The following is a 17,608-nucleotide window of genomic DNA, read 5'->3' on the forward strand; positions in this document are numbered from 1 at the left end:
AACCTTGTTTACTTAATATGCGGCCCATTGCACCGAATTCAAGTCTATACCGTCTTGCTTCATTTCCCACAAGGGCGACAACTGGCGCAGTCTGTCGACCTGGGCGGTAATGAGCGCGATGGTGAAATCGATGTCTTCTACGGTGGTATAGCGCCCCATGGACAGACGTAGCGAACTATGAGCCAGTTCGTCGTTGCGGCCCAGGGCACGCAGTACGTGCGAGGGCTCCAGGCTGGCCGAGGTACAGGCCGAGCCGCTGGACACAGCCAGCCCCTTCAGGCCCATGATCAGTGCCTCGCCTTCGATATGACTGAAGCTGAGGTTCAGGTTATGGGGCACACGCTGGGCCAGATCGCCGTTCAGATAAATATCGGGTATGGCCGACAAGCCCTTCCATAGACGGTCGCGCAGACCACGCAGGCGTTGGTTTTCGGCGGCCATTTCAAGGCCGGCCAGCTGGAAGGCTTCGCCCATACCGACGATTTGGTGGGTGGGCAGCGTGCCCGAGCGCAGACCACGTTCGTGTCCGCCGCCATGTATTTGCGCCTGGATGCGCACGCGCGGCTTGCGCCGGGTGTACAAGGCACCCACGCCTTTGGGACCATAGGTTTTGTGGGCCGAAAAAGACATGAGGTCGACGTCGAGCGCCTGCAGGTCTATGGCGACCTTGCCGGTAGCCTGGGCGGCGTCCACATGAAACACAATGCCTTTGCTGCGGCAGATGGCACCTATGGCGGCAATGTCTTGAATGACGCCGATTTCGTTATTGACGAGCATGACGGACACCAGCGTGGTGTCTTCGCGCAGGGCCGCCCGGAGAACGTCTACATCGAGCAGACCGTTTTCTTGCACATCAAGATAGCTGACCTGGAAGCCTTCGCGCTCTAGCTCTTTACAGGTGTCGAGCACCGCTTTGTGCTCGGTTTTGAGGGTAATAATGTGCTTGCCGCGGCCGGCATGGAAATGCGCCGCGCCCTTCAGGGCCAGGTTATTGGATTCTGTTGCACCCGAGGTCCAGACGATCTCGCGCGGGTCGGCGTTAACCAGTTGCGCCACCTGCGCACGCGCGGCCTCAACGGCCTCTTCGGCATCCCAGCCGTAAGCGTGACTGTTGCTGGCCGGGTTGCCGAATTGTTCGTACAGCCAGGGCACCATTTTCTGGACAACGCGGGGGTCAACCGGCGTGGTGGCCGAATAGTCTAGATAAACCGGGCGTGCACTCATGAAAGCCTTCTTCAGTGTATTACGTGACCGACGCGATCAGTACATCGGGCGAACGATTGACCCGCACGTTGCTGGACTTTTGCGCTTGCGTGGCCTCGTGCAGCTGCCGCATGCGCTGCTGGTCGACCAGGTCTTGCAAAGAGACGGAATCGAGATAGTCCACCATTTTACGATTAAGATTGGACCAGAGTTCGTGTGTCATGCATTTGCCGGTGCTGCCGTTGCGGCCTACATTGCAGTTTTCTTTGCCACCGCAACTGGTGGCGTCGAGAGGCTCGTCGACCGCGAAGATGATGTCGGCCACGGTAATGTTACGCGCCAACCGAGCCAGCGAGTAGCCGCCGCCGGGGCCACGTATGCTGTCGACCAGCTCGTGTCGGCGCAATTTGCCGAATAGCTGCTCTAGGTATGACAACGAGATATTTTGCCGCTGGCTGATAGCGCTAAGCGTGACCGGCCCACTATGTTGCCGTAAGGCCAAATCGATCATGGCGGTTACCGCAAAACGCCCTTTGGTCGTTAAACGCATGGTGATTTCCTTTATACCCGACTAATTTAGTACAGTATACCTAATTTCCGACTAAAACGCTTGGGTATTAGCGCAACAAAAAACCGTGCCAGGCACGGTTTTGAGGTGAAAAATGAAGGTGGGATCAGGCGGCCTGGTATTGCAGCACGCGCTTGCGCACCATTTCCATTACGCCCTGACAGGCGTCTTCCAGGTAATCAAGAACTTTGCCAAAGCCTTCTGGACCGCCGTAGTAGGGGTCGGGCACAGTGGCTTCTTCGAACTCGTTGGCAAAGCGCATAAGCAGCATTAATTTGTGCTGGTATACTTTGGGGCACTGCTGCTGCAATGCAGAAAGATTTTCCCAGTCCATGGCCAGAATCAGGTCGAACTCGCGGAAATCTTCGGCACAGATTTGGCGCGCCACGCAGTGCGACAGTTCGTAGCCACGCTTGCGCGCGGCGGCTTGGGCGCGCGCATCGGGCGCTTCGCCTATGTGAAAATTGTGGGTGCCTGCCGAATCGGTACCGACCACCTCAGAAAGCCCCGCTTCGTCGACCAAACGGCGAAAGACACCTTCTGCGCTCGGTGAGCGACAGATATTACCCATGCAAACGAAAAGTACCTTAGTCATCATAGCCGAGAGTGTGAGGGAAAACCCGTTATAAGGCAAGGATTTTTGCAGCACCGCATAAAGTTAAAAGCCGGTCTTGACAAGCCAGAAAACTTATAAACCATAAGGCTTTAGCAGTTTTTTCTTTGTATTTTGAAAATTCAAACAGCCAGTCGGTGCGGCTCTGTGAGCCAATATTCATGCAGCGCAACAAGGCTGAGGCAATAACAAAAATCCCGTAAAGAATTAATGGTAAACCCTAGGTTTATCAAAAGCAAGACTTGGCCGACTTTATTCTCTAACCAGCCAGATGACAGCATAATTAAAGAATGTAAAACGTTGGCTAATACCAACATTTTGATGCCTTATTTACAACTCATCAGTCAGCACCCAGTAGCGCCGCAAGGTTTCAGCCTGCCCTCAGGTCAGCAAGGCTTGCTGCTTCAAGCGGTTCAAAGCATCGCGAGCGGCGGCAGCCTGCTCAAACTCCAGGTTCTTGGCGTGGTCCATCATCAGCTTTTCGAGGCGCCTGATTTCCTTGGCCAGGGATTTGTCGTCGCGCAGTACGTCGGGCGAGATCAGATCCGCTGCCGAAGCCTGGCTTGGCTCGACCATGACGCCATCAATCATTTCGCGTACTGCCTTGTTGACGCTGCGCGCGGTAATGCCGTGCTCTTTGTTGAAAGCCAGCTGTTTATGACGACGCCTTTCAGTTTCGTCCATGGCGCGACGCATGGAGTCGGTAATGCGGTCGGCATACAAAATGGCTTTGCCGTTCAGATTGCGCGCGGCCCGCCCCATGGTCTGGATCAGACTGCGCTCTGAGCGCAGGAATCCTTCTTTGTCGGCATCCAGAATGGCCACCAGCGAGACTTCAGGTATATCCAGGCCTTCGCGCAGCAGGTTGATGCCCACCAGCACGTCAAACACGCCCAACCGCAGATCGCGGATGATCTCTACCCGTTCGACCGTATCAATGTCGGAGTGCAGATAGCGCACCTTCAGGCCGCTCTCCGCCAGATAATCGGTCAAGTCTTCAGACATGCGCTTGGTTAGCGTTGTGACCAGCACACGCTCTTGTACCGCGATGCGCAGCTTGATTTCACCCAGCAAGTCGTCAACCTGCGTCAGTGCCGGCCGAACCTCGACCACCGGGTCGACCAACCCCGTGGGTCGGACCACCTGCTCGACCACATTATCGGAGTGCTCATTTTCGTAGTTGGCAGGCGTGGCCGACACAAACGTGCACTGGCGCATGCGCTGCTCGAACTCTTCCAGCTGCAAGGGCCGGTTGTCCATGGCCGACGGCAGGCGAAAGCCGAACTGCACCAGGGTCGACTTGCGCGAGCGGTCGCCCCGATACATGGCACTGAGCTGGCCCATGGTGACGTGGCTTTCGTCGATAAACATCAAGGCGTCAGCCGGCAGGTAGTCAATAAGTGTGGGCGGCGGTTCACCCGGCGCCGCGCCAGACAAATGACGCGAGTAGTTTTCAATGCCTTTGCAAAAACCCAGTTCCTGCAGCATTTCCAGATCAAAGCGAGTGCGCTGCTCCAGGCGCTGCGCTTCGACCAGCTTGCCGTCAGCCACGAGTATGGCGGATCGTTCGCGTAGTTCTTCCTTGATGGTTTCAATGGCCCGCAGCACGGTTTCACGCGGGGTTACATAGTGCGAACTGGGAAACACCGTAAACCGAGGCACTTTCTGCTTGATCTTGCCGGTGAGCGGATCGAACATTTCCAGTGTTTCGATTTCGTCATCAAACAGCGTAATACGCAAGGCCAGCTCGGCATGCTCGGCCGGAAAGACATCGATGATTTCGCCCCGCGCCCGAAAGGCGCCGCGGGTGAACTCGACATCGTTGCGCTCGTATTGCATGGCCACCAGCCGCCCCAGCAGCTCCTGGCGGGCGATGCGATCGCCGCTACGCAGCGTGAGCACCATGGCGTGATAATCGCCCGGGTTGCCTATACCATAGATACAGGAGACCGTACCCACAATTATCGTGTCGCGCCGCTCCAACAGACTTTTGGTAGCCGACAGACGCATTTGCTCGATATGCTCGTTGATGGACGAGTCTTTTTCAATGAATAAGTCGCGTGCTGCTACATAGGCTTCAGGCTGGTAATAATCGTAGTACGACACGAAGTACTCAACCGCATTGTTCGGGAAAAACTCGCGCATCTCGGCGTACAACTGCGCCGCCAACGTTTTATTGGGCGCCAGGACAATGGCTGGACGCCCTGTGCGGGCGATGACATTAGCCATGGTGTAGGTCTTGCCCGAGCCCGTTACACCCAGCAGCGTCTGGTACATCAAGCCATCGTCGATGCCTTCGGTCAACGCGGCAATCGCTGCTGGCTGATCGCCTGCCGGCGGGTACGGCTGGTACAGCTGAAACGGGCTGTCGGGGTACTGGACGAAACCGGGTGCTGTTGCAGTCATGCTGGACACTTTAAGGGTAAACCCCTTATTATCACACTATTGTTACCTCTTTCTCTACCCACCTAGCACTCCCACATGAAATCACTCTTCGAATCGGTCGAGCTTGCACCGCGCGACCCAATCCTTGGTTTAGTTGAACAATATAACGCCGATACCCGCGCAAACAAGGTCAACCTTGGTGTCGGCGTCTATTACGACAACGAAGGCCGCATTCCGCTGCTCGAGTGCGTCAGCCAGGCTGAAATCGCCCACATCGAGGCACACGCCGCACGCGGCTACCTGCCGATCGAAGGAATTCCAGGTTACAACAAAGGCGCACAAACCCTGCTGCTGGGTAAAGACTCGCCTTTGCTGGCCAGCGGCCGCGTCCTGACTGCACAAGCCCTGGGCGGCACTGGCGCACTGAAAATCGGCGCCGATTTCCTCAAGCAGCTGCTGCCGACCTCCAAGGTCGTGATCAGTGATCCCAGCTGGGAGAACCACCGCGCCCTGTTCGAGCGTGCCGGCTTCACCGTTGAAACCTATTCGTACTACGATGCCGCCACACGTGGCCTGAATTTCGACGGCATGCTGGCTGCTCTCGGCAGTCTGCCCGAGCAAACCATCGTCATCTTGCACGCTTGCTGCCACAACCCCACTGGTGTCGATCCCACCTTCGAACAATGGGAAAAAATCGCCGAAGTCGTCAAGAACAAAAACCTGGTGCCCTTTCTTGATATTGCCTACCAGGGCTTTGGCGACGGCATCGAAGAAGACGCCGCCGTGGTCCGTCTGTTCGCGCAGCAAGACATCACCATGCTCATCAGCTCCTCGTTCTCGAAATCGTTCTCGCTGTACGGCGAACGCGTGGGTGCCCTGACGCTGATCACTTCCAGCAACGAAGAGCGCGGCCGCGTACTCAGCCAGCTCAAGCGTGTGATTCGCACCAACTATTCCAACCCGCCCACACACGGCGGCACAGTGGTGTCCACCGTACTCAACACGCCAGAACTCTATACCCTCTGGACCAACGAGTTGGCTGCCATGCGTGAGCGCATCCGCAACATGCGTGTGCAACTGGTCGAAAAGCTCAAAGCCCATGGCGTCACCCAGAACTTCGACTTCATGCTTGCCCAGCGCGGCATGTTCTCGTATTCCGGCCTGACCAAAGACCAGGTCGACCGCCTGCGCGACGAGCATGGCGTCTATGCCGTCAGCAGCGGCCGTATTTGCGTCGCCGCACTGAACGATCGCAATATCGACTACGTGGCCGAAGCCATCGCCAAAGTCCTGGCCTAAGCGCCAACAAGCACCACTTTCCTGGTGCTTGATCTTTCTTCTGAAATGCTGCAAAATCCAGACTGTATATAAACACAGTCTGGAAAGCCATGGCCGTCAAGCTTACTGAGCGTCAGCAGCAAATACTTGAACTCATCCGCAGCGAAATCACCCGCACGGGCTTCCCGCCCACCCGGGCCGAAATTGCCCGCGCCCTGGGTTTCAAGTCGGCTAATGCCGCCGAAGACCACCTCAAGGCCCTGGCCCGCAAAGGCGCCATCGAACTCACTCCCGGCGCATCGCGCGGCATAAGGCTCACCGACGCCAGCCCGGTTGCCACAGCACCAGCCCCCACACTCATCGAGCAGGCCTCGTCCGCGTTATCGCAACTATTGGTGCCCTTGGTAGGCCGCGTAGCTGCCGGCAACCCCATACTCGCTGCCGAACACGTCGAACGCGAAATCGGCATTGAACCTTCCCTGTTCAACCAAACCCCCGACTACCTGCTGCGTGTGCGCGGCCTCAGCATGCGCGACGCCGGCATCCTCGACGGCGACCTGTTGGCCGTCAAGAAATCACCCGACGCCCGCAACGGCCAAATCATCGTTGCCCGCATCGGCGACGAAGTCACCGTCAAACGCTTCGCACGCGCCGGCAAACACATAGAGCTCCTCCCCGAAAACCCCGATTTCGAGCCCATCATCGTCACCGCCGCCGACGAATTCTCCATAGAAGGCATCGCAGTCGGGTTAATCCGCAATACGCCGCTGCATTAAGGGTCGGCCCAAGGGCGCAAGTCTCCAGCGCACCAAGCGATCTCTGGCGATGTCTCAGCCTCCGGCGGGCCGGAGGCTGAGACACCGCCCTTAAGAAAAGGTGCACAGGCAGAAACAAAGAATATGCTCGCGCAGATAAAAAAGCCGGATTCCATAAACACGGAACCCGGCCCTTGATTGGCTAATTACCCAGCCAACGCGTTACAGCATCATCAATGCTTCATCACCCCGCCCGAAGACTCCGCAGGCTTGGCATTAGCCACCGCCTCGGCTGCCAACTTCGCAACCTCTTCATCAGACAACGGTGTAGGCATATTCTGCAATGCAACCTCAAGAACCCGGTCAATCCAGCGCACCGGAACAATCTCAAGGTGATTCTTCACATTGTCAGGAATATCGGCCAAATCCTTCACGTTCTCTTCGGGAATCATCACAACCTTGATCCCGCCGCGATGCGCCGCCAGCAGCTTCTCTTTGAGCCCACCTATACCCAGCACCTCGCCCCGCAAAGTGATCTCGCCCGTCATTGCCACATCGGAGCGCACCGGAATGCCTGTAAGCGCCGACACCATGGCCGTAGTAATGGCAATACCCGCAGAAGGACCATCTTTGGGTGTTGCGCCTTCAGGGAAGTGCACATGCAGATCGCGCTTCTCGAAAGCCGTATTCGCAATACCCCATTTCTGGGCCCGGGCACGCACCACGGTACGCGCCGCTTCGACGGATTCCTTCATGACATCGCCCAGGGAGCCCGTGCGTAGCACAACGCCCTTGCCCGGCATATCGGCCACTTCGATGGTCAGCAAATCGCCGCCCACTTCCGTCCAGGCCAGACCGGTGACTTGCCCAACTTTGTTTTCCTTTTCGGCCATGCCGAAACTGAAACGACGCACGCCGAGGAAATCACTGAGGTTTTCGGCCGTGACCGTGACCCGCTCGATGGCCTGCGGTGCGCCAGACGCCTTACCGCGACCCCGCTTGCTTGCGGCAGGATTGACGGCCAGCAGTTTCTTGACCACCTTGCGGCAGATCTTGCTGATTTCACGTTCCAGCGCACGCACACCCGCTTCTCGTGTGTAGTAACGGACGATATCGCGTATGGCCGGCTCTTCGATGGTGATTTCGTCTTCTTGCACGCCGTTGTTCTTCATGAGCTTCGGCAGCAGGTGATCGAAGGCAATATGCACTTTTTCGTCTTCGGTATAACCCGACAGGCGAATGACTTCCATGCGATCGAGCAGCGCAGGCGGAATATTCAGCGTGTTGCTGGTTGCCACGAACATGACATCGGACAAGTCGAAATCGACTTCGATGTAGTGATCCTGGAAGGTGTGGTTTTGTTCCGGATCAAGTACCTCGAGCAAGGCCGACGACGGGTCGCCACGGAAGTCGGCGCCCATTTTGTCGATTTCGTCGAGCAGGAACAAGGGATTGCGTACCGCAACCTTGCTCATGTTCTGCAGAATCTTGCCCGGCATGGAACCAATATACGTACGACGATGGCCACGTATTTCGGCTTCATCGCGTACACCGCCCAGCGCCATACGCACAAACTTGCGGTTGGTGGCACGAGCGATGGACTGCCCCAGCGAAGTCTTACCGACCCCGGGAGGACCCACCAGACATAGTATGGGTGCCTTGAGCTTATCGACCCTTTGCTGCACAGCCAGGTACTCGATAATGCGTTCCTTGACCTTTTCAAGACCGTAATGGTCGGCATCAAGCACGCCTTCGGCGTTTGCAATCGAATTGTTGATGCGGCTTTTCTTGCGCCACGGCAAGCCAATGAGCGTATCGATATAGTTGCGCACCACTGTGGCTTCAGCCGACATGGGCGACATCAGCTTGAGCTTTTTAAGCTCTGCATCGGCTTTCTTCTGGGCTTCTTTGGGTAACTGGGCCGCAGTGATTTTCTTTTCGAGCTCTTCGATATCGGCGCCCTCTTCGCCCTCGCCCAGCTCTTTCTGGATGGCCTTGACCTGCTCATTCAGATAGTAGTCGCGCTGGCTTTTCTCCATTTGCTTCTTTACGCGGCCACGAATGCGCTTCTCGACCTGAAGAATATCGATTTCGGATTCGAGCTGCGAAAGCAGATTTTCGAGACGCTGGGAGGTACCGGTGACTTCGAGCATTTGCTGCTTTTGCTCGAGCTTGAGGGGCAAATGCGCCGAAATGGTGTCGGCCAGGCGGCCGGCATCATCGATTCCGGTAAGAGAGGTGAGAATCTCTTGGGGAATTTTTTTGTTCAGCTTGACGTATTGCTCGAACTGGGCAACCACCGCACGGCGCAGGGCTTCGGACTCGGCGGTTTCGTCGACCGAGGCCTCGACCGGTACCACCACCGCCATGAAATGGGTTTCGGCTTCGGTGACCGATTGTATGCTTGCGCGCTGTATGCCTTCGACCAACACCTTGACGGTGCCGTCGGGCAGCTTGAGCATTTGCAAAATGCTGGCCACACAACCAATAGGATACAAGTCTTCGGGTGTGGGATCGTCTTTGCTGGCTGACTTTTGTGCCACCAGCATGATGTTGTTGCCGGATTCCATGGCCAGTTCCAGCGCCTTGATGGAGCGCGGACGGCCTACAAACAGGGGAATCACCATGTGCGGAAACACCACTACGTCGCGTAAAGGCAACAGCGGCAAGTCCGTCGGTTCCGGAGTAAGAATCTGGCTTGCAGACATAGTCATTTCCTTAAAGTTGACCTTTAATTACAAAAGGGAAGCCTAGGCCTCCCTTTAGTACTACCTATAGTGTATGTAGTGACGATAGCCAGTATTTCAAGTCTACAAAGCGTCGGAGTTACTTTCTATAGGGGTATTCGACAAGCATCTTTATGCTGCGGCATTTTTCAGTTTTTTGGCAGTATCCCGCCCCGAATCGGTTCCGGCTTCTTCTTCGTCCTGGTATATCAGCTTGGGAGTACCTTGCCCGGTGATGGAGCTTTCATCGAGCACTACACGTTTGACGTTCTTCTTGGAAGGAAGTTCATACATGGTGCCCAGCAAGGACTGTTCGACGATGGAACGCAAACCGCGTGCACCAGTACGACGCTTGATGGCACGCTGCGCTATAGCTGTAAGGGCGCCCGGGCGAACATCAAGCTCGACCTCTTCCATTTCAAACAGTTTCTGGAATTGCTTGATGAGCGAATTGCGGGGTTCGGTCAGGATGCGTACCAGGGTATCTTCCTGCAGCTCTTCCAGCGTGGCCACCACGGGCAAACGACCAACCAGCTCGGGAATCAGGCCGAACTTGATCAGATCTTCGGGTTCGGCCTCGGCAAACAACTCGCCTACGCCACGCTCGGTCTTGGCCCGCACGGACGCCGAAAAGCCGATGCCAGAACGCTCGGTGCGGTCGCGGATGACCTTGTCGAGCCCGTCGAAGGCGCCACCAACAATAAACAGGATGTTGGTGGTGTCGACCTGGACGAAATCCTGATTGGGGTGCTTGCGCCCGCCCTGTGGCGGTACCGATGCCACTGTGCCCTCGATGAGCTTGAGCAACGCTTGCTGCACGCCCTCGCCCGATACATCGCGGGTGATGGACGGGTTATCGGCTTTGCGCGAGATCTTGTCGATTTCGTCGATATAGATAATGGCGCGCTGGGCCTTGTCTACATCGTAATTGCAGTTTTGCAGCAGTTTCTGGACGATGTTTTCAACGTCTTCGCCCACGTAACCGGCTTCGGTCAGTGTGGTGGCGTCAGCCATGACGAAGGGCACATCGAGCATACGGGCCAGTGTCTGGGCCAACAGCGTCTTGCCTGAGCCGGTAGGCCCGATCAGCAGGATATTGCTCTTGGACAGCTCGACATCGTCGCCCTTGACTTCACCATAGCGTATACGCTTGTAGTGGTTGTATACCGCCACTGCCAGCGTACGCTTGGGGGTATCTTGCCCAATGACGTATCCGTCCAGAAAGCTTTTGATTTCGGCCGGTGTGGGCAGCTCGTTGCGGATGGCATCGCGCGCTGCTTCCTGGCTTTCTTCGATGATGATGTCGTTGCACAGGTCAATACATTCATCACAAATGAATACCGACGGCCCTGCGATAAGCTTGCGTACCTCGTGCTGGCTTTTGTTGCAGAACGAGCAATGCAATGCTTTATCGTCCGTCGATCCTTTTTTATCGGGCATAAAACTCTTCAAAGTTCAGTAGACAGGACAATGCATCGCCTGCCGGGTAATCACCGGTGTACGCCCATAGGGCATACACCGACCATCTGGCTTACGCCTCGTCGGAGCGAGACACCAGGACTTTATCTACCAAACCATACGATACCGCATCTTCGGCCGACATGAAATTATCGCGCTCGGTATCTTCGGCAATGCGCTCGACGGGCTGGCCCGTGCTGTTCGCAAGAATGGTGTTCAAGCGTTCACGCAGGCTGAGGATTTCGCGTGCCTGGATCTGGATGTCGGAGGCTTGGCCTTGCGCACCGCCGGATGGCTGGTGAATCATGATGCGCGAGTTGGGCAAGGTATAACGCTTGCCCTTGGTGCCTGCCGCCAGCAGGAAAGCGCCCATACTCGCCGCAATGCCGGTACACAAGGTGGAGACATCAGGCTTGATGAACTGCATGGTGTCGTAGATGGCCATGCCTGCATACACCGAACCGCCAGGCGAGTTGATGTAGAGCGAAATATCTTTGTCGGGATTCTCGGACTCGAGGAACAGCAACTGCGCCACCACCAGGTTGGCAGTGTGATCGTTGACGGGCCCGACAAAGAAGATAACGCGCTCACGCAGCAAGCGTGAGTAGATATCGTAGGACCGTTCGCCACGGCCCGACTGTTCAATCACGATGGGCACATAGCCCAACCCCGTTGGGGTCACCGAGTCACCACCGTACATTGAGGCGTAAAAATCGGTAAATCGTGACATTTAGTTTGTCCCCATGAGTTCTTCGAAAGCAACGTCTTCGTCGGTAACCTGAGCCTTGGACAATACGTGTTCAACCACGTTGTCTTCGAGCACGATGGCTTCGATTTCAGCACGACGCTGGCGGTCGGACAGGTAGTAGGCAACTACCTGTGCCGGCTGCTCGTAGTTTTGCGCAAATTCTTCGATGCGGGCACGCACTTGCTCGGGCTTGGCCTGCAGATCGGCTGCTTGCACCAGTTCGGATACGAGCAGACCCAGACGCACGCGGCGCTCGGACTCGGCCGTGAAGGCTTCGACGGGAATAGGCACCGAGTCGGCATTGGGCACGCCGCGCTGCTTGAGTTCTTCGCGGGCAGCGGTGACACGGCCTTGCGCATCGTTCTGGACCAATGCCTTAGGCACGTCGAACGAGCATGACTCAACCAGGGCGTCCATGACGCTGGCCTTGCTGCGGGCCTGGGCACGCACCTTGACTTCACGCTCGATGTTGCTGCGCACGTCGGCCAGCAGTTTTTCAACGTCGCCCTCGGGTTGGCCCAGCGCTTTTGCGAACTCGGTATCAACTTCGGGCAGGATGGCTTCGGCCACTTCGGTAACGGTAATAGCGAATTCGGCGGTTTTACCAGCGACTTCCTTGCTGCCGTAGTCTTCGGGGAAATTTAGCGGAAAAGTCTTGGACTCGCCGGCCTTCATGCCGCGCACAGCAGTTTCGAACTCGGGCAGCATGCGGCCCTGGCCCAGCACAAAGGGGAATTTCTCGGCGGAACCGCCTTCGAAAGCTACGCCATCGATGGTACCGGTAAAGTCGAGCGTGACGCGGTCGTCGTCTTGTGCTTCACGGCCGTCGCGGGCTTCGTAGTTGGCACGCTGCTTGCGCAGGATATCGATAGTACGCTGCACTTCGGCATCGCCCACTTCTACATTGCTACGCTTGACTTGCAAGGTCGCCAGATCGGGGACTTGCACTTCGGGATAGACCTCGAAGGTGGCCGAAAAAGCCATAGTGCCCTCTTCGACGCCTTCGGTCTTGGGTTCAAGATTGGGCGTACCGGCCACACGCAGCTTGGACTCGCCGATGACCTGGTCGAGCGAACGACCGACTTCAGAATTGATGACGTCGTAGCGGATGCCGGGCCCATGGCTACGCTCGATCAGGGAAAGCGGTGCTTTGCCTGGGCGAAAACCCTGAACTTTGGCAGTACGAGCGACGCGTTTGAGTTGCGTCTGGACTTCTTTTTCTACGTCGGCGATCGAGACGACCAGATCTACACGGCGCTCCAGACCTGACAAAATTTCAACCTCGGGCTGCATTAGGGACCTATATAAATGAATAATTGAAGAAATGAACAGGACATTTTACCGGAAACTCGTCCGAACCACGAAAAGCAACCACTTTTCCCTATATTAAGGGGCAAATTCGAAGGGTAATTCGCCGGGTGCACATAAGGTGGTTTCCAAAAAAAACATTACTTGTAACGAGCACGTGCTAGCATGGTTGATTAACCTGCCCCCAAGAGGGCGATTGGCTCCCTGCCTTCTGTCCATGAAAAAAAAGATACAAAGCACGTTGACGGCGGGCTTGCTCCGTACGCTTGCGTTGCTGCCCTATGGCTTGGTGGCACGCCTGGGCGAAACACTTGGCAGCCTGTTATACAGCCTGCCAAGCAAGCGTAAACGCATATTGCATACCAATCTTCGCCTGTGCTTTCCGGAAAAACAACCGGAAGAACGGGAAGCCCTGGCACGCTCAACCTTTCGGCACGTCATACGCAGCTACTTTGAACGTGGCATTCAATGGTACGGCAGCGCCTCGCAAATCAGACGCCTGGTGCAGCTCGAAAGCGCCATTGAACTTCAAGACAGCTACGAACAACCCACCATATTTATGGGCTTTCATTTTGCCGCCATTGAAGCCACCTGCATGTATTACTCTATCATGCATCCGGTGGCCTCTATCTATACACCCATGTCGGACACCGTTACCGAGACCATTTCGCGCACACAAAGATCGCGCTTTGGAACCGAAATGATTTCCCGCCATGGAAGTGCGCGTGAAATCCTGAGAGTGTTGAAATCAGGCAAGCCTATCATGCTGGCGGCTGACATGGATTTCGGCCTGCGCGACTCTGTATTTGTGCCGTTTTTTGGCATCCAGGCCTGCACTTTGACCGCCGTATCGCGCCTGGCCCAACTCAGCGGCGCACGGGTCGTGCCCTTTGTGGCCGAAGTAGTGCCCGGCTACAAAGGCTACAAGCTGCACATATTCGAGGCGCTCGATAATTTTCCCAGCGGTGATGTCCATGCCGACGCCCTGTGCATGAACCAGTTTCTGGAAGCGCGCATACGTCTGACGCCCGATCAGTACTATTGGGTACATCGACGCTTCAAGCGGCGTCCGGAAGGCGAGCCGTCGGTATATTGAAACTGCCAGCACCGCAAGCAAGCGCTTGATTTAACTGCCCCTTCATTACCCAAGTGTTTATTCAGTACTGCGCCATTGCGCGTCATTAAAAAAAAGCTATAATGCTTGGCTTACTTTAGCGAACGTGGCGGAATTGGTAGACGCACCAGATTTAGGTTCTGGCGCCGAGAGGTGTGAGAGTTCGAGTCTCTCCGTTCGCACCACAACAATGCATGCTTGCCGGCATTGCAGCATGCCACACAGCCGGCTTGCTGCCCTACCTTGCGGCAAACATGAACCCCCGACTCAGCGCACTGCACCCTTATCCTTTTGAAAAGTTAAGGCGGCTGCTCGCGCAGGCCGGGATGCCCCCAGCGGCACTTGCACCCATCAGCCTTTCCATAGGCGAACCCAAACACACTACGCCTGCATTGATTGCCCAAGCCATGCAGGACGCCATGGCGGGTTTGTCGGTTTATCCACCGACCAAGGGCGATGCCCTGCTGCGATCCACCATATCAGACTGGATCGCCAGACGCTATGGTATTGCTCCCCCAGACCCGGACACCCAAATACTGCCTGCACTCGGCTCGCGCGAGGCACTTTTTGCCTTCGCCCAGACGATCATCGATCCCACTGCCGACGCTGTCACTGTGTGCCCTAATCCGTTTTATCAAATTTACGAAGGTGCAAGCCTGCTGGCGGGCGCGCGTCCTTACTACATCAATGCGCAGGCCGAACTGAATTTCGGCTACGACTGGGCCTCGGTACCGGCCGAGGTATGGCACAAAACCCAGTTGCTGTTCGTATGCTCGCCCGGCAATCCAGCGGGCAACGTCATGTCTTTGCAAGAATGGCAAGCCTTGTTTGCCTTATCCGACGAGCATGGCTTTGTCATCGCCTCTGACGAGTGCTATTCCGAAATCTATTTCGACGAAACCGACAAGCCCCTGGGTGGCCTGCAAGCTGCACAGCGTTTGGGCCGCAATGACTATCGTGGCCTGGTCTGCTTTTCCAGCCTGTCCAAGCGCTCCAATGTACCCGGCCTTCGATCGGGTTTTGTAGCCGGTGACGCCACGCTAATAGCCCAGTTCCTGCTGTATCGGACCTATCATGGCAGTGCCATGAGCCCGGTGGTGTCGCAGGCCAGCATCGCAGCCTGGAATGACGAATCGCATGTCGTTGCCAACAGGCAGCTTTACCGTGAAAAATTTGAGGCGGTCCTGCCCATACTGGAACCCGTGCTGGGTGTCAGCCGGCCCGACGCCTCATTTTATTTATGGGCGCAAACACCCTGCTCCGATACCGATTTTGTACGTGATCTGTATGGCGCCACTGGCGTCACAGCGTTACCAGGCAGCTTTCTGGCGCGCGAAGCCCATGGCGTCAATCCGGGCGCAAACCGCGTCCGCCTGGCGCTGGTTGCACCCAAACAGCAATGCGTCGAAGCAGCCCAGCGCATCGCTGATTTTGTGAATGCCAAATACTGAAGCATTCTTAACCCTCACTGAGCCCTTCTATGAATAAAAACCTGCAGAGCACCATCGAGGAAGCATGGGACAACCGTGCTGACCTCTCTCCCTCCTCCGGGCACGCCGACGTACGTGCCGCCGTGCAAGCAACCCTGGCTGCGCTAGATGCCGGTCAATTGCGTGTTGCCGAGAAAATCTCCGGAGACTGGGTGGTACATCAGTGGGTCAAGAAAGCAGTGCTACTGTCTTTCAGACTGGAAGACAATAAAGTCATGGGCCAAGGCGCCCTGCAGTTCTATGACAAGGTTGACACCAAGTTCCAGCACTACGATGCAGCCGCCTTTGCACAGGGTGGCTTTCGCGTCGTGCCCCCGGCGGTCGCCCGCAAAGGCACGTTTATCGGCCGGAATGTGGTGCTGATGCCCTCCTACGTCAATGTCGGCGCCTATGTCGATGAAGGCACTATGGTCGACACTTGGGCCACGGTAGGCTCTTGCGCACAAATCGGCAAGAATGTGCATTTGTCAGGCGGTGTGGGCATAGGCGGTGTGCTGGAGCCCCTGCAGGCCAATCCGACCATCATCGAAGACAACTGCTTTATTGGTGCGCGCTCCGAAATTGTCGAAGGCGTGATCGTCGAAGAAAATTCCGTGCTGGCCATGGGCGTGTTCCTGTCCCAAAGCACCAAGATTTACGACCGCGCCACTGGTACCGTCACCTACGGCCGCGTCCCTTCGGGCTCAGTGGTTGTGCCAGGTTCGCTGCCCGCCGCCGACGGCTCGCACAGCCTGGCTTGCGCCGTCATCGTCAAGCGTGTCGATGCACAGACACGATCCAAAACCAGCATTAACGATCTGCTGAGAGCCTGATGCCCGATACCCCCACTCTGCAACTGGCCAAGGAACTCATCTCGCGGCCCTCCGTAACGCCCGACGATCTGGGCTGCCAGGACGCCCTGGCGAGCCGCTTGACAGTGGCCGGCTTCGACTGCGAAACCCTGGCCTTTGGCGATGTGGTCAACCTGTGGGCCAGGCGTGGCACTGCCGCACCGCTGCTGGTGTTTGCCGGTCATACTGATGTCGTGCCCACCGGGCCGCTTGAGCGCTGGGACAGCGACCCTTTCACGCCGACCGAGCGTGCAGGCAATTTGTATGGGCGCGGCACCGCCGACATGAAAAGCTCTATCGCCGCCTTCACCGTAGCGGTCGAAGAATTCATTGCCAACCATCCGCAGCATTCCGGTTCTATCGCATTGCTGATCACCTCCGACGAAGAAGGCCCTTCCGTCGACGGCACGGTCAAAGTATGCCAGGCGCTGGCACAACGCGGCGAGCAACTGGACTACTGCATCGTGGGCGAGCCCACATCAGTCGACACACTGGGCGACACGGTCAAAAACGGGCGGCGCGGCTCTTTATCCGGCAAACTGACGATCAAGGGCAAACAAGGACATGTGGCCTACCCGCACCTCGCCCGCAACCCCATTCATCTGCTGGCGCCCGCCTTGGTCGAACTGACGGCTGAACAATGGGACGAAGGCAACGAGTATTTTCCTGCCACGACCTTCCAGGTCTCCAACCTGCACGCGGGTACCGGGGCTACGAATGTCGTGCCGGGCACTGCCGTGCTAGATTTCAACTTCCGCTTTTCCACGGCCAGCACGCCCGACACCCTGAAAGCACGTGTAGCCACCATTCTGGGCAAACACAAGCTGGATTACGATCTGGACTGGACTCAAGGCGGCGAGCCATTCCTGACGCCCAAAGGTGAACTCAGCACGGCCATGGCGCAAGCTATTCTCGACGAAACCGGTGTGGCCACACAGCTATCAACCACGGGGGGTACGTCCGACGGCCGCTTTATCGCCAAGATATGCCCGCAGGTCATTGAGTTTGGTCCCATCAATGCCAGTATCCACCAAGTGAACGAGCACATACGAATTGATACACTGGAGCCATTGAAAAACATCTATCGTCGTACGCTGGAACAGTTGTTGCCAGACTAAACCCGCCTTCAGGA

14 protein-coding genes and 1 tRNA gene are annotated in these 17,608 nt (G+C 56.6%); 7 read left to right on the plus strand and 8 right to left on the minus strand.

The window, feature by feature from the left end; translation table 11 throughout:
- Nucleotides 1-12: 12 nt before the first annotated feature.
- The 4 genes from ERD84_RS11810 to uvrB all read right to left on the minus strand — a co-directional run bounded on the left by ERD84_RS11810 (nt 13) and on the right by uvrB (nt 4,790).
- Nucleotides 13-1,224 carry an IscS subfamily cysteine desulfurase gene (locus ERD84_RS11810; RefSeq protein WP_130039801.1) on the minus strand — a complete coding sequence of 404 codons (1,212 nt, stop codon included), beginning with the start codon at nt 1,222-1,224 and terminating at the stop codon, nt 13-15.
- A gap of 19 nt (nt 1,225-1,243) precedes the next feature.
- Nucleotides 1,244-1,753 (minus strand): Fe-S cluster assembly transcriptional regulator IscR, encoded by a 510-nt coding sequence (gene iscR / locus ERD84_RS11815; protein ID WP_130039802.1) that lies wholly within the window; start codon nt 1,751-1,753, stop codon nt 1,244-1,246.
- Nucleotides 1,754-1,877: 124 nt separating this feature from the next.
- Entirely contained in the window at nt 1,878-2,369 is a 492-nt protein-coding gene (locus ERD84_RS11820; RefSeq protein WP_130039803.1) for a low molecular weight protein-tyrosine-phosphatase, read from the minus strand.
- A gap of 396 nt (nt 2,370-2,765) precedes the next feature.
- The gene (gene uvrB / locus ERD84_RS11825; protein WP_130039804.1) at nt 2,766-4,790 is read right to left on the minus strand and encodes an excinuclease ABC subunit UvrB; all 2,025 of its coding nucleotides are present in this window, start codon (nt 4,788-4,790) and stop codon (nt 2,766-2,768) included.
- Nucleotides 4,791-4,865: 75 nt separating this feature from the next.
- On the opposite strand from uvrB, the gene ERD84_RS11830 reads away from it, so the two are divergent.
- Together ERD84_RS11830 and lexA are read left to right on the plus strand one after the other, a co-directional pair.
- Nucleotides 4,866-6,068: an amino acid aminotransferase gene (locus ERD84_RS11830; RefSeq protein ID WP_130039805.1), complete on the plus strand. Its 1,203-nt coding sequence runs from the start codon at nt 4,866-4,868 to the stop codon at nt 6,066-6,068.
- A gap of 89 nt (nt 6,069-6,157) precedes the next feature.
- A complete protein-coding gene (gene lexA / locus ERD84_RS11835; protein ID WP_130039806.1) occupies nt 6,158-6,823 on the plus strand; it encodes a transcriptional repressor LexA in 666 nt (221 codons plus the stop codon).
- A gap of 212 nt (nt 6,824-7,035) precedes the next feature.
- On the opposite strand, the gene lon is transcribed toward lexA, so the two are convergent.
- The 4 genes from lon to tig all read right to left on the minus strand — a co-directional run bounded on the left by lon (nt 7,036) and on the right by tig (nt 13,027).
- Complete coding sequence (gene lon, locus ERD84_RS11840; RefSeq protein ID WP_130039807.1) at nt 7,036-9,510, minus strand: endopeptidase La; 2,475 nt, start codon at nt 9,508-9,510, stop codon at nt 7,036-7,038.
- A 150-nt stretch (nt 9,511-9,660) separates the two neighbouring features.
- Nucleotides 9,661-10,968, minus strand: coding sequence for an ATP-dependent Clp protease ATP-binding subunit ClpX (gene clpX / locus ERD84_RS11845; RefSeq protein WP_130039808.1), 1,308 nt, complete (start codon nt 10,966-10,968; stop codon nt 9,661-9,663).
- 91 nt (nt 10,969-11,059) lie between these two features.
- Entirely contained in the window at nt 11,060-11,716 is a 657-nt protein-coding gene (clpP, locus tag ERD84_RS11850; RefSeq protein WP_130039809.1) for an ATP-dependent Clp endopeptidase proteolytic subunit ClpP, read from the minus strand.
- Nucleotides 11,717-13,027 carry a trigger factor gene (gene tig, locus ERD84_RS11855; RefSeq protein ID WP_130039810.1) on the minus strand — a complete coding sequence of 437 codons (1,311 nt, stop codon included), beginning with the start codon at nt 13,025-13,027 and terminating at the stop codon, nt 11,717-11,719.
- Between the two features lie 232 nt (nt 13,028-13,259).
- On the opposite strand from tig, the gene ERD84_RS11860 reads away from it, so the two are divergent.
- From ERD84_RS11860 to dapE, 5 genes are all read left to right on the plus strand, one after another.
- Nucleotides 13,260-14,138 carry a lipid A biosynthesis lauroyl acyltransferase gene (locus tag ERD84_RS11860; protein WP_130039811.1) on the plus strand — a complete coding sequence of 293 codons (879 nt, stop codon included), beginning with the start codon at nt 13,260-13,262 and terminating at the stop codon, nt 14,136-14,138.
- Nucleotides 14,139-14,256: 118 nt separating this feature from the next.
- Nucleotides 14,257-14,341: transfer RNA gene (locus ERD84_RS11865), tRNA-Leu, on the plus strand.
- Nucleotides 14,342-14,410: 69 nt separating this feature from the next.
- Entirely contained in the window at nt 14,411-15,607 is a 1,197-nt protein-coding gene (dapC, locus tag ERD84_RS11870) for a succinyldiaminopimelate transaminase (protein WP_130039812.1), read from the plus strand.
- A 29-nt stretch (nt 15,608-15,636) separates the two neighbouring features.
- Nucleotides 15,637-16,458: a 2,3,4,5-tetrahydropyridine-2,6-dicarboxylate N-succinyltransferase gene (gene dapD / locus ERD84_RS11875; RefSeq protein ID WP_130039813.1), complete on the plus strand. Its 822-nt coding sequence runs from the start codon at nt 15,637-15,639 to the stop codon at nt 16,456-16,458.
- The gene (gene dapE, locus ERD84_RS11880; RefSeq protein ID WP_130039814.1) at nt 16,458-17,594 is read left to right on the plus strand and encodes a succinyl-diaminopimelate desuccinylase; all 1,137 of its coding nucleotides are present in this window, start codon (nt 16,458-16,460) and stop codon (nt 17,592-17,594) included. The genes dapD and dapE overlap by 1 nt, the downstream gene beginning before the upstream one ends.
- Nucleotides 17,595-17,608: the final 14 nt, after the last annotated feature.

Source organism: Pollutimonas harenae (assembly GCF_004153685.1).
Lineage (GTDB): Bacteria > Pseudomonadota > Gammaproteobacteria > Burkholderiales > Burkholderiaceae_B > Pusillimonas_C > Pusillimonas_C harenae.

Coding starts and splice junctions, on each gene's coding strand:
- iscR (WP_130039802.1), bottom strand. CDS start 1,753: ATGCGTTTAACGACCAAAGGGCGTTTTGCGGTAACCGCCATGATCGAT.
- ERD84_RS11830 (WP_130039805.1), top strand. CDS start 4,866: ATGAAATCACTCTTCGAATCGGTCGAGCTTGCACCGCGCGACCCAATC.
- clpP (WP_130039809.1), bottom strand. CDS start 11,716: ATGTCACGATTTACCGATTTTTACGCCTCAATGTACGGTGGTGACTCG.
- dapC (WP_130039812.1), top strand. CDS start 14,411: ATGAACCCCCGACTCAGCGCACTGCACCCTTATCCTTTTGAAAAGTTA.
- ERD84_RS11860 (WP_130039811.1), top strand. CDS start 13,260: ATGAAAAAAAAGATACAAAGCACGTTGACGGCGGGCTTGCTCCGTACG.
- lon (WP_130039807.1), bottom strand. CDS start 9,510: ATGTCTGCAAGCCAGATTCTTACTCCGGAACCGACGGACTTGCCGCTG.
- tig (WP_130039810.1), bottom strand. CDS start 13,027: ATGCAGCCCGAGGTTGAAATTTTGTCAGGTCTGGAGCGCCGTGTAGAT.
- ERD84_RS11820 (WP_130039803.1), bottom strand. CDS start 2,369: ATGATGACTAAGGTACTTTTCGTTTGCATGGGTAATATCTGTCGCTCA.
- dapD (WP_130039813.1), top strand. CDS start 15,637: ATGAATAAAAACCTGCAGAGCACCATCGAGGAAGCATGGGACAACCGT.
- dapE (WP_130039814.1), top strand. CDS start 16,458: ATGCCCGATACCCCCACTCTGCAACTGGCCAAGGAACTCATCTCGCGG.
- lexA (WP_130039806.1), top strand. CDS start 6,158: ATGGCCGTCAAGCTTACTGAGCGTCAGCAGCAAATACTTGAACTCATC.
- clpX (WP_130039808.1), bottom strand. CDS start 10,968: ATGCCCGATAAAAAAGGATCGACGGACGATAAAGCATTGCATTGCTCG.
- ERD84_RS11810 (WP_130039801.1), bottom strand. CDS start 1,224: ATGAGTGCACGCCCGGTTTATCTAGACTATTCGGCCACCACGCCGGTT.
- uvrB (WP_130039804.1), bottom strand. CDS start 4,790: ATGACTGCAACAGCACCCGGTTTCGTCCAGTACCCCGACAGCCCGTTT.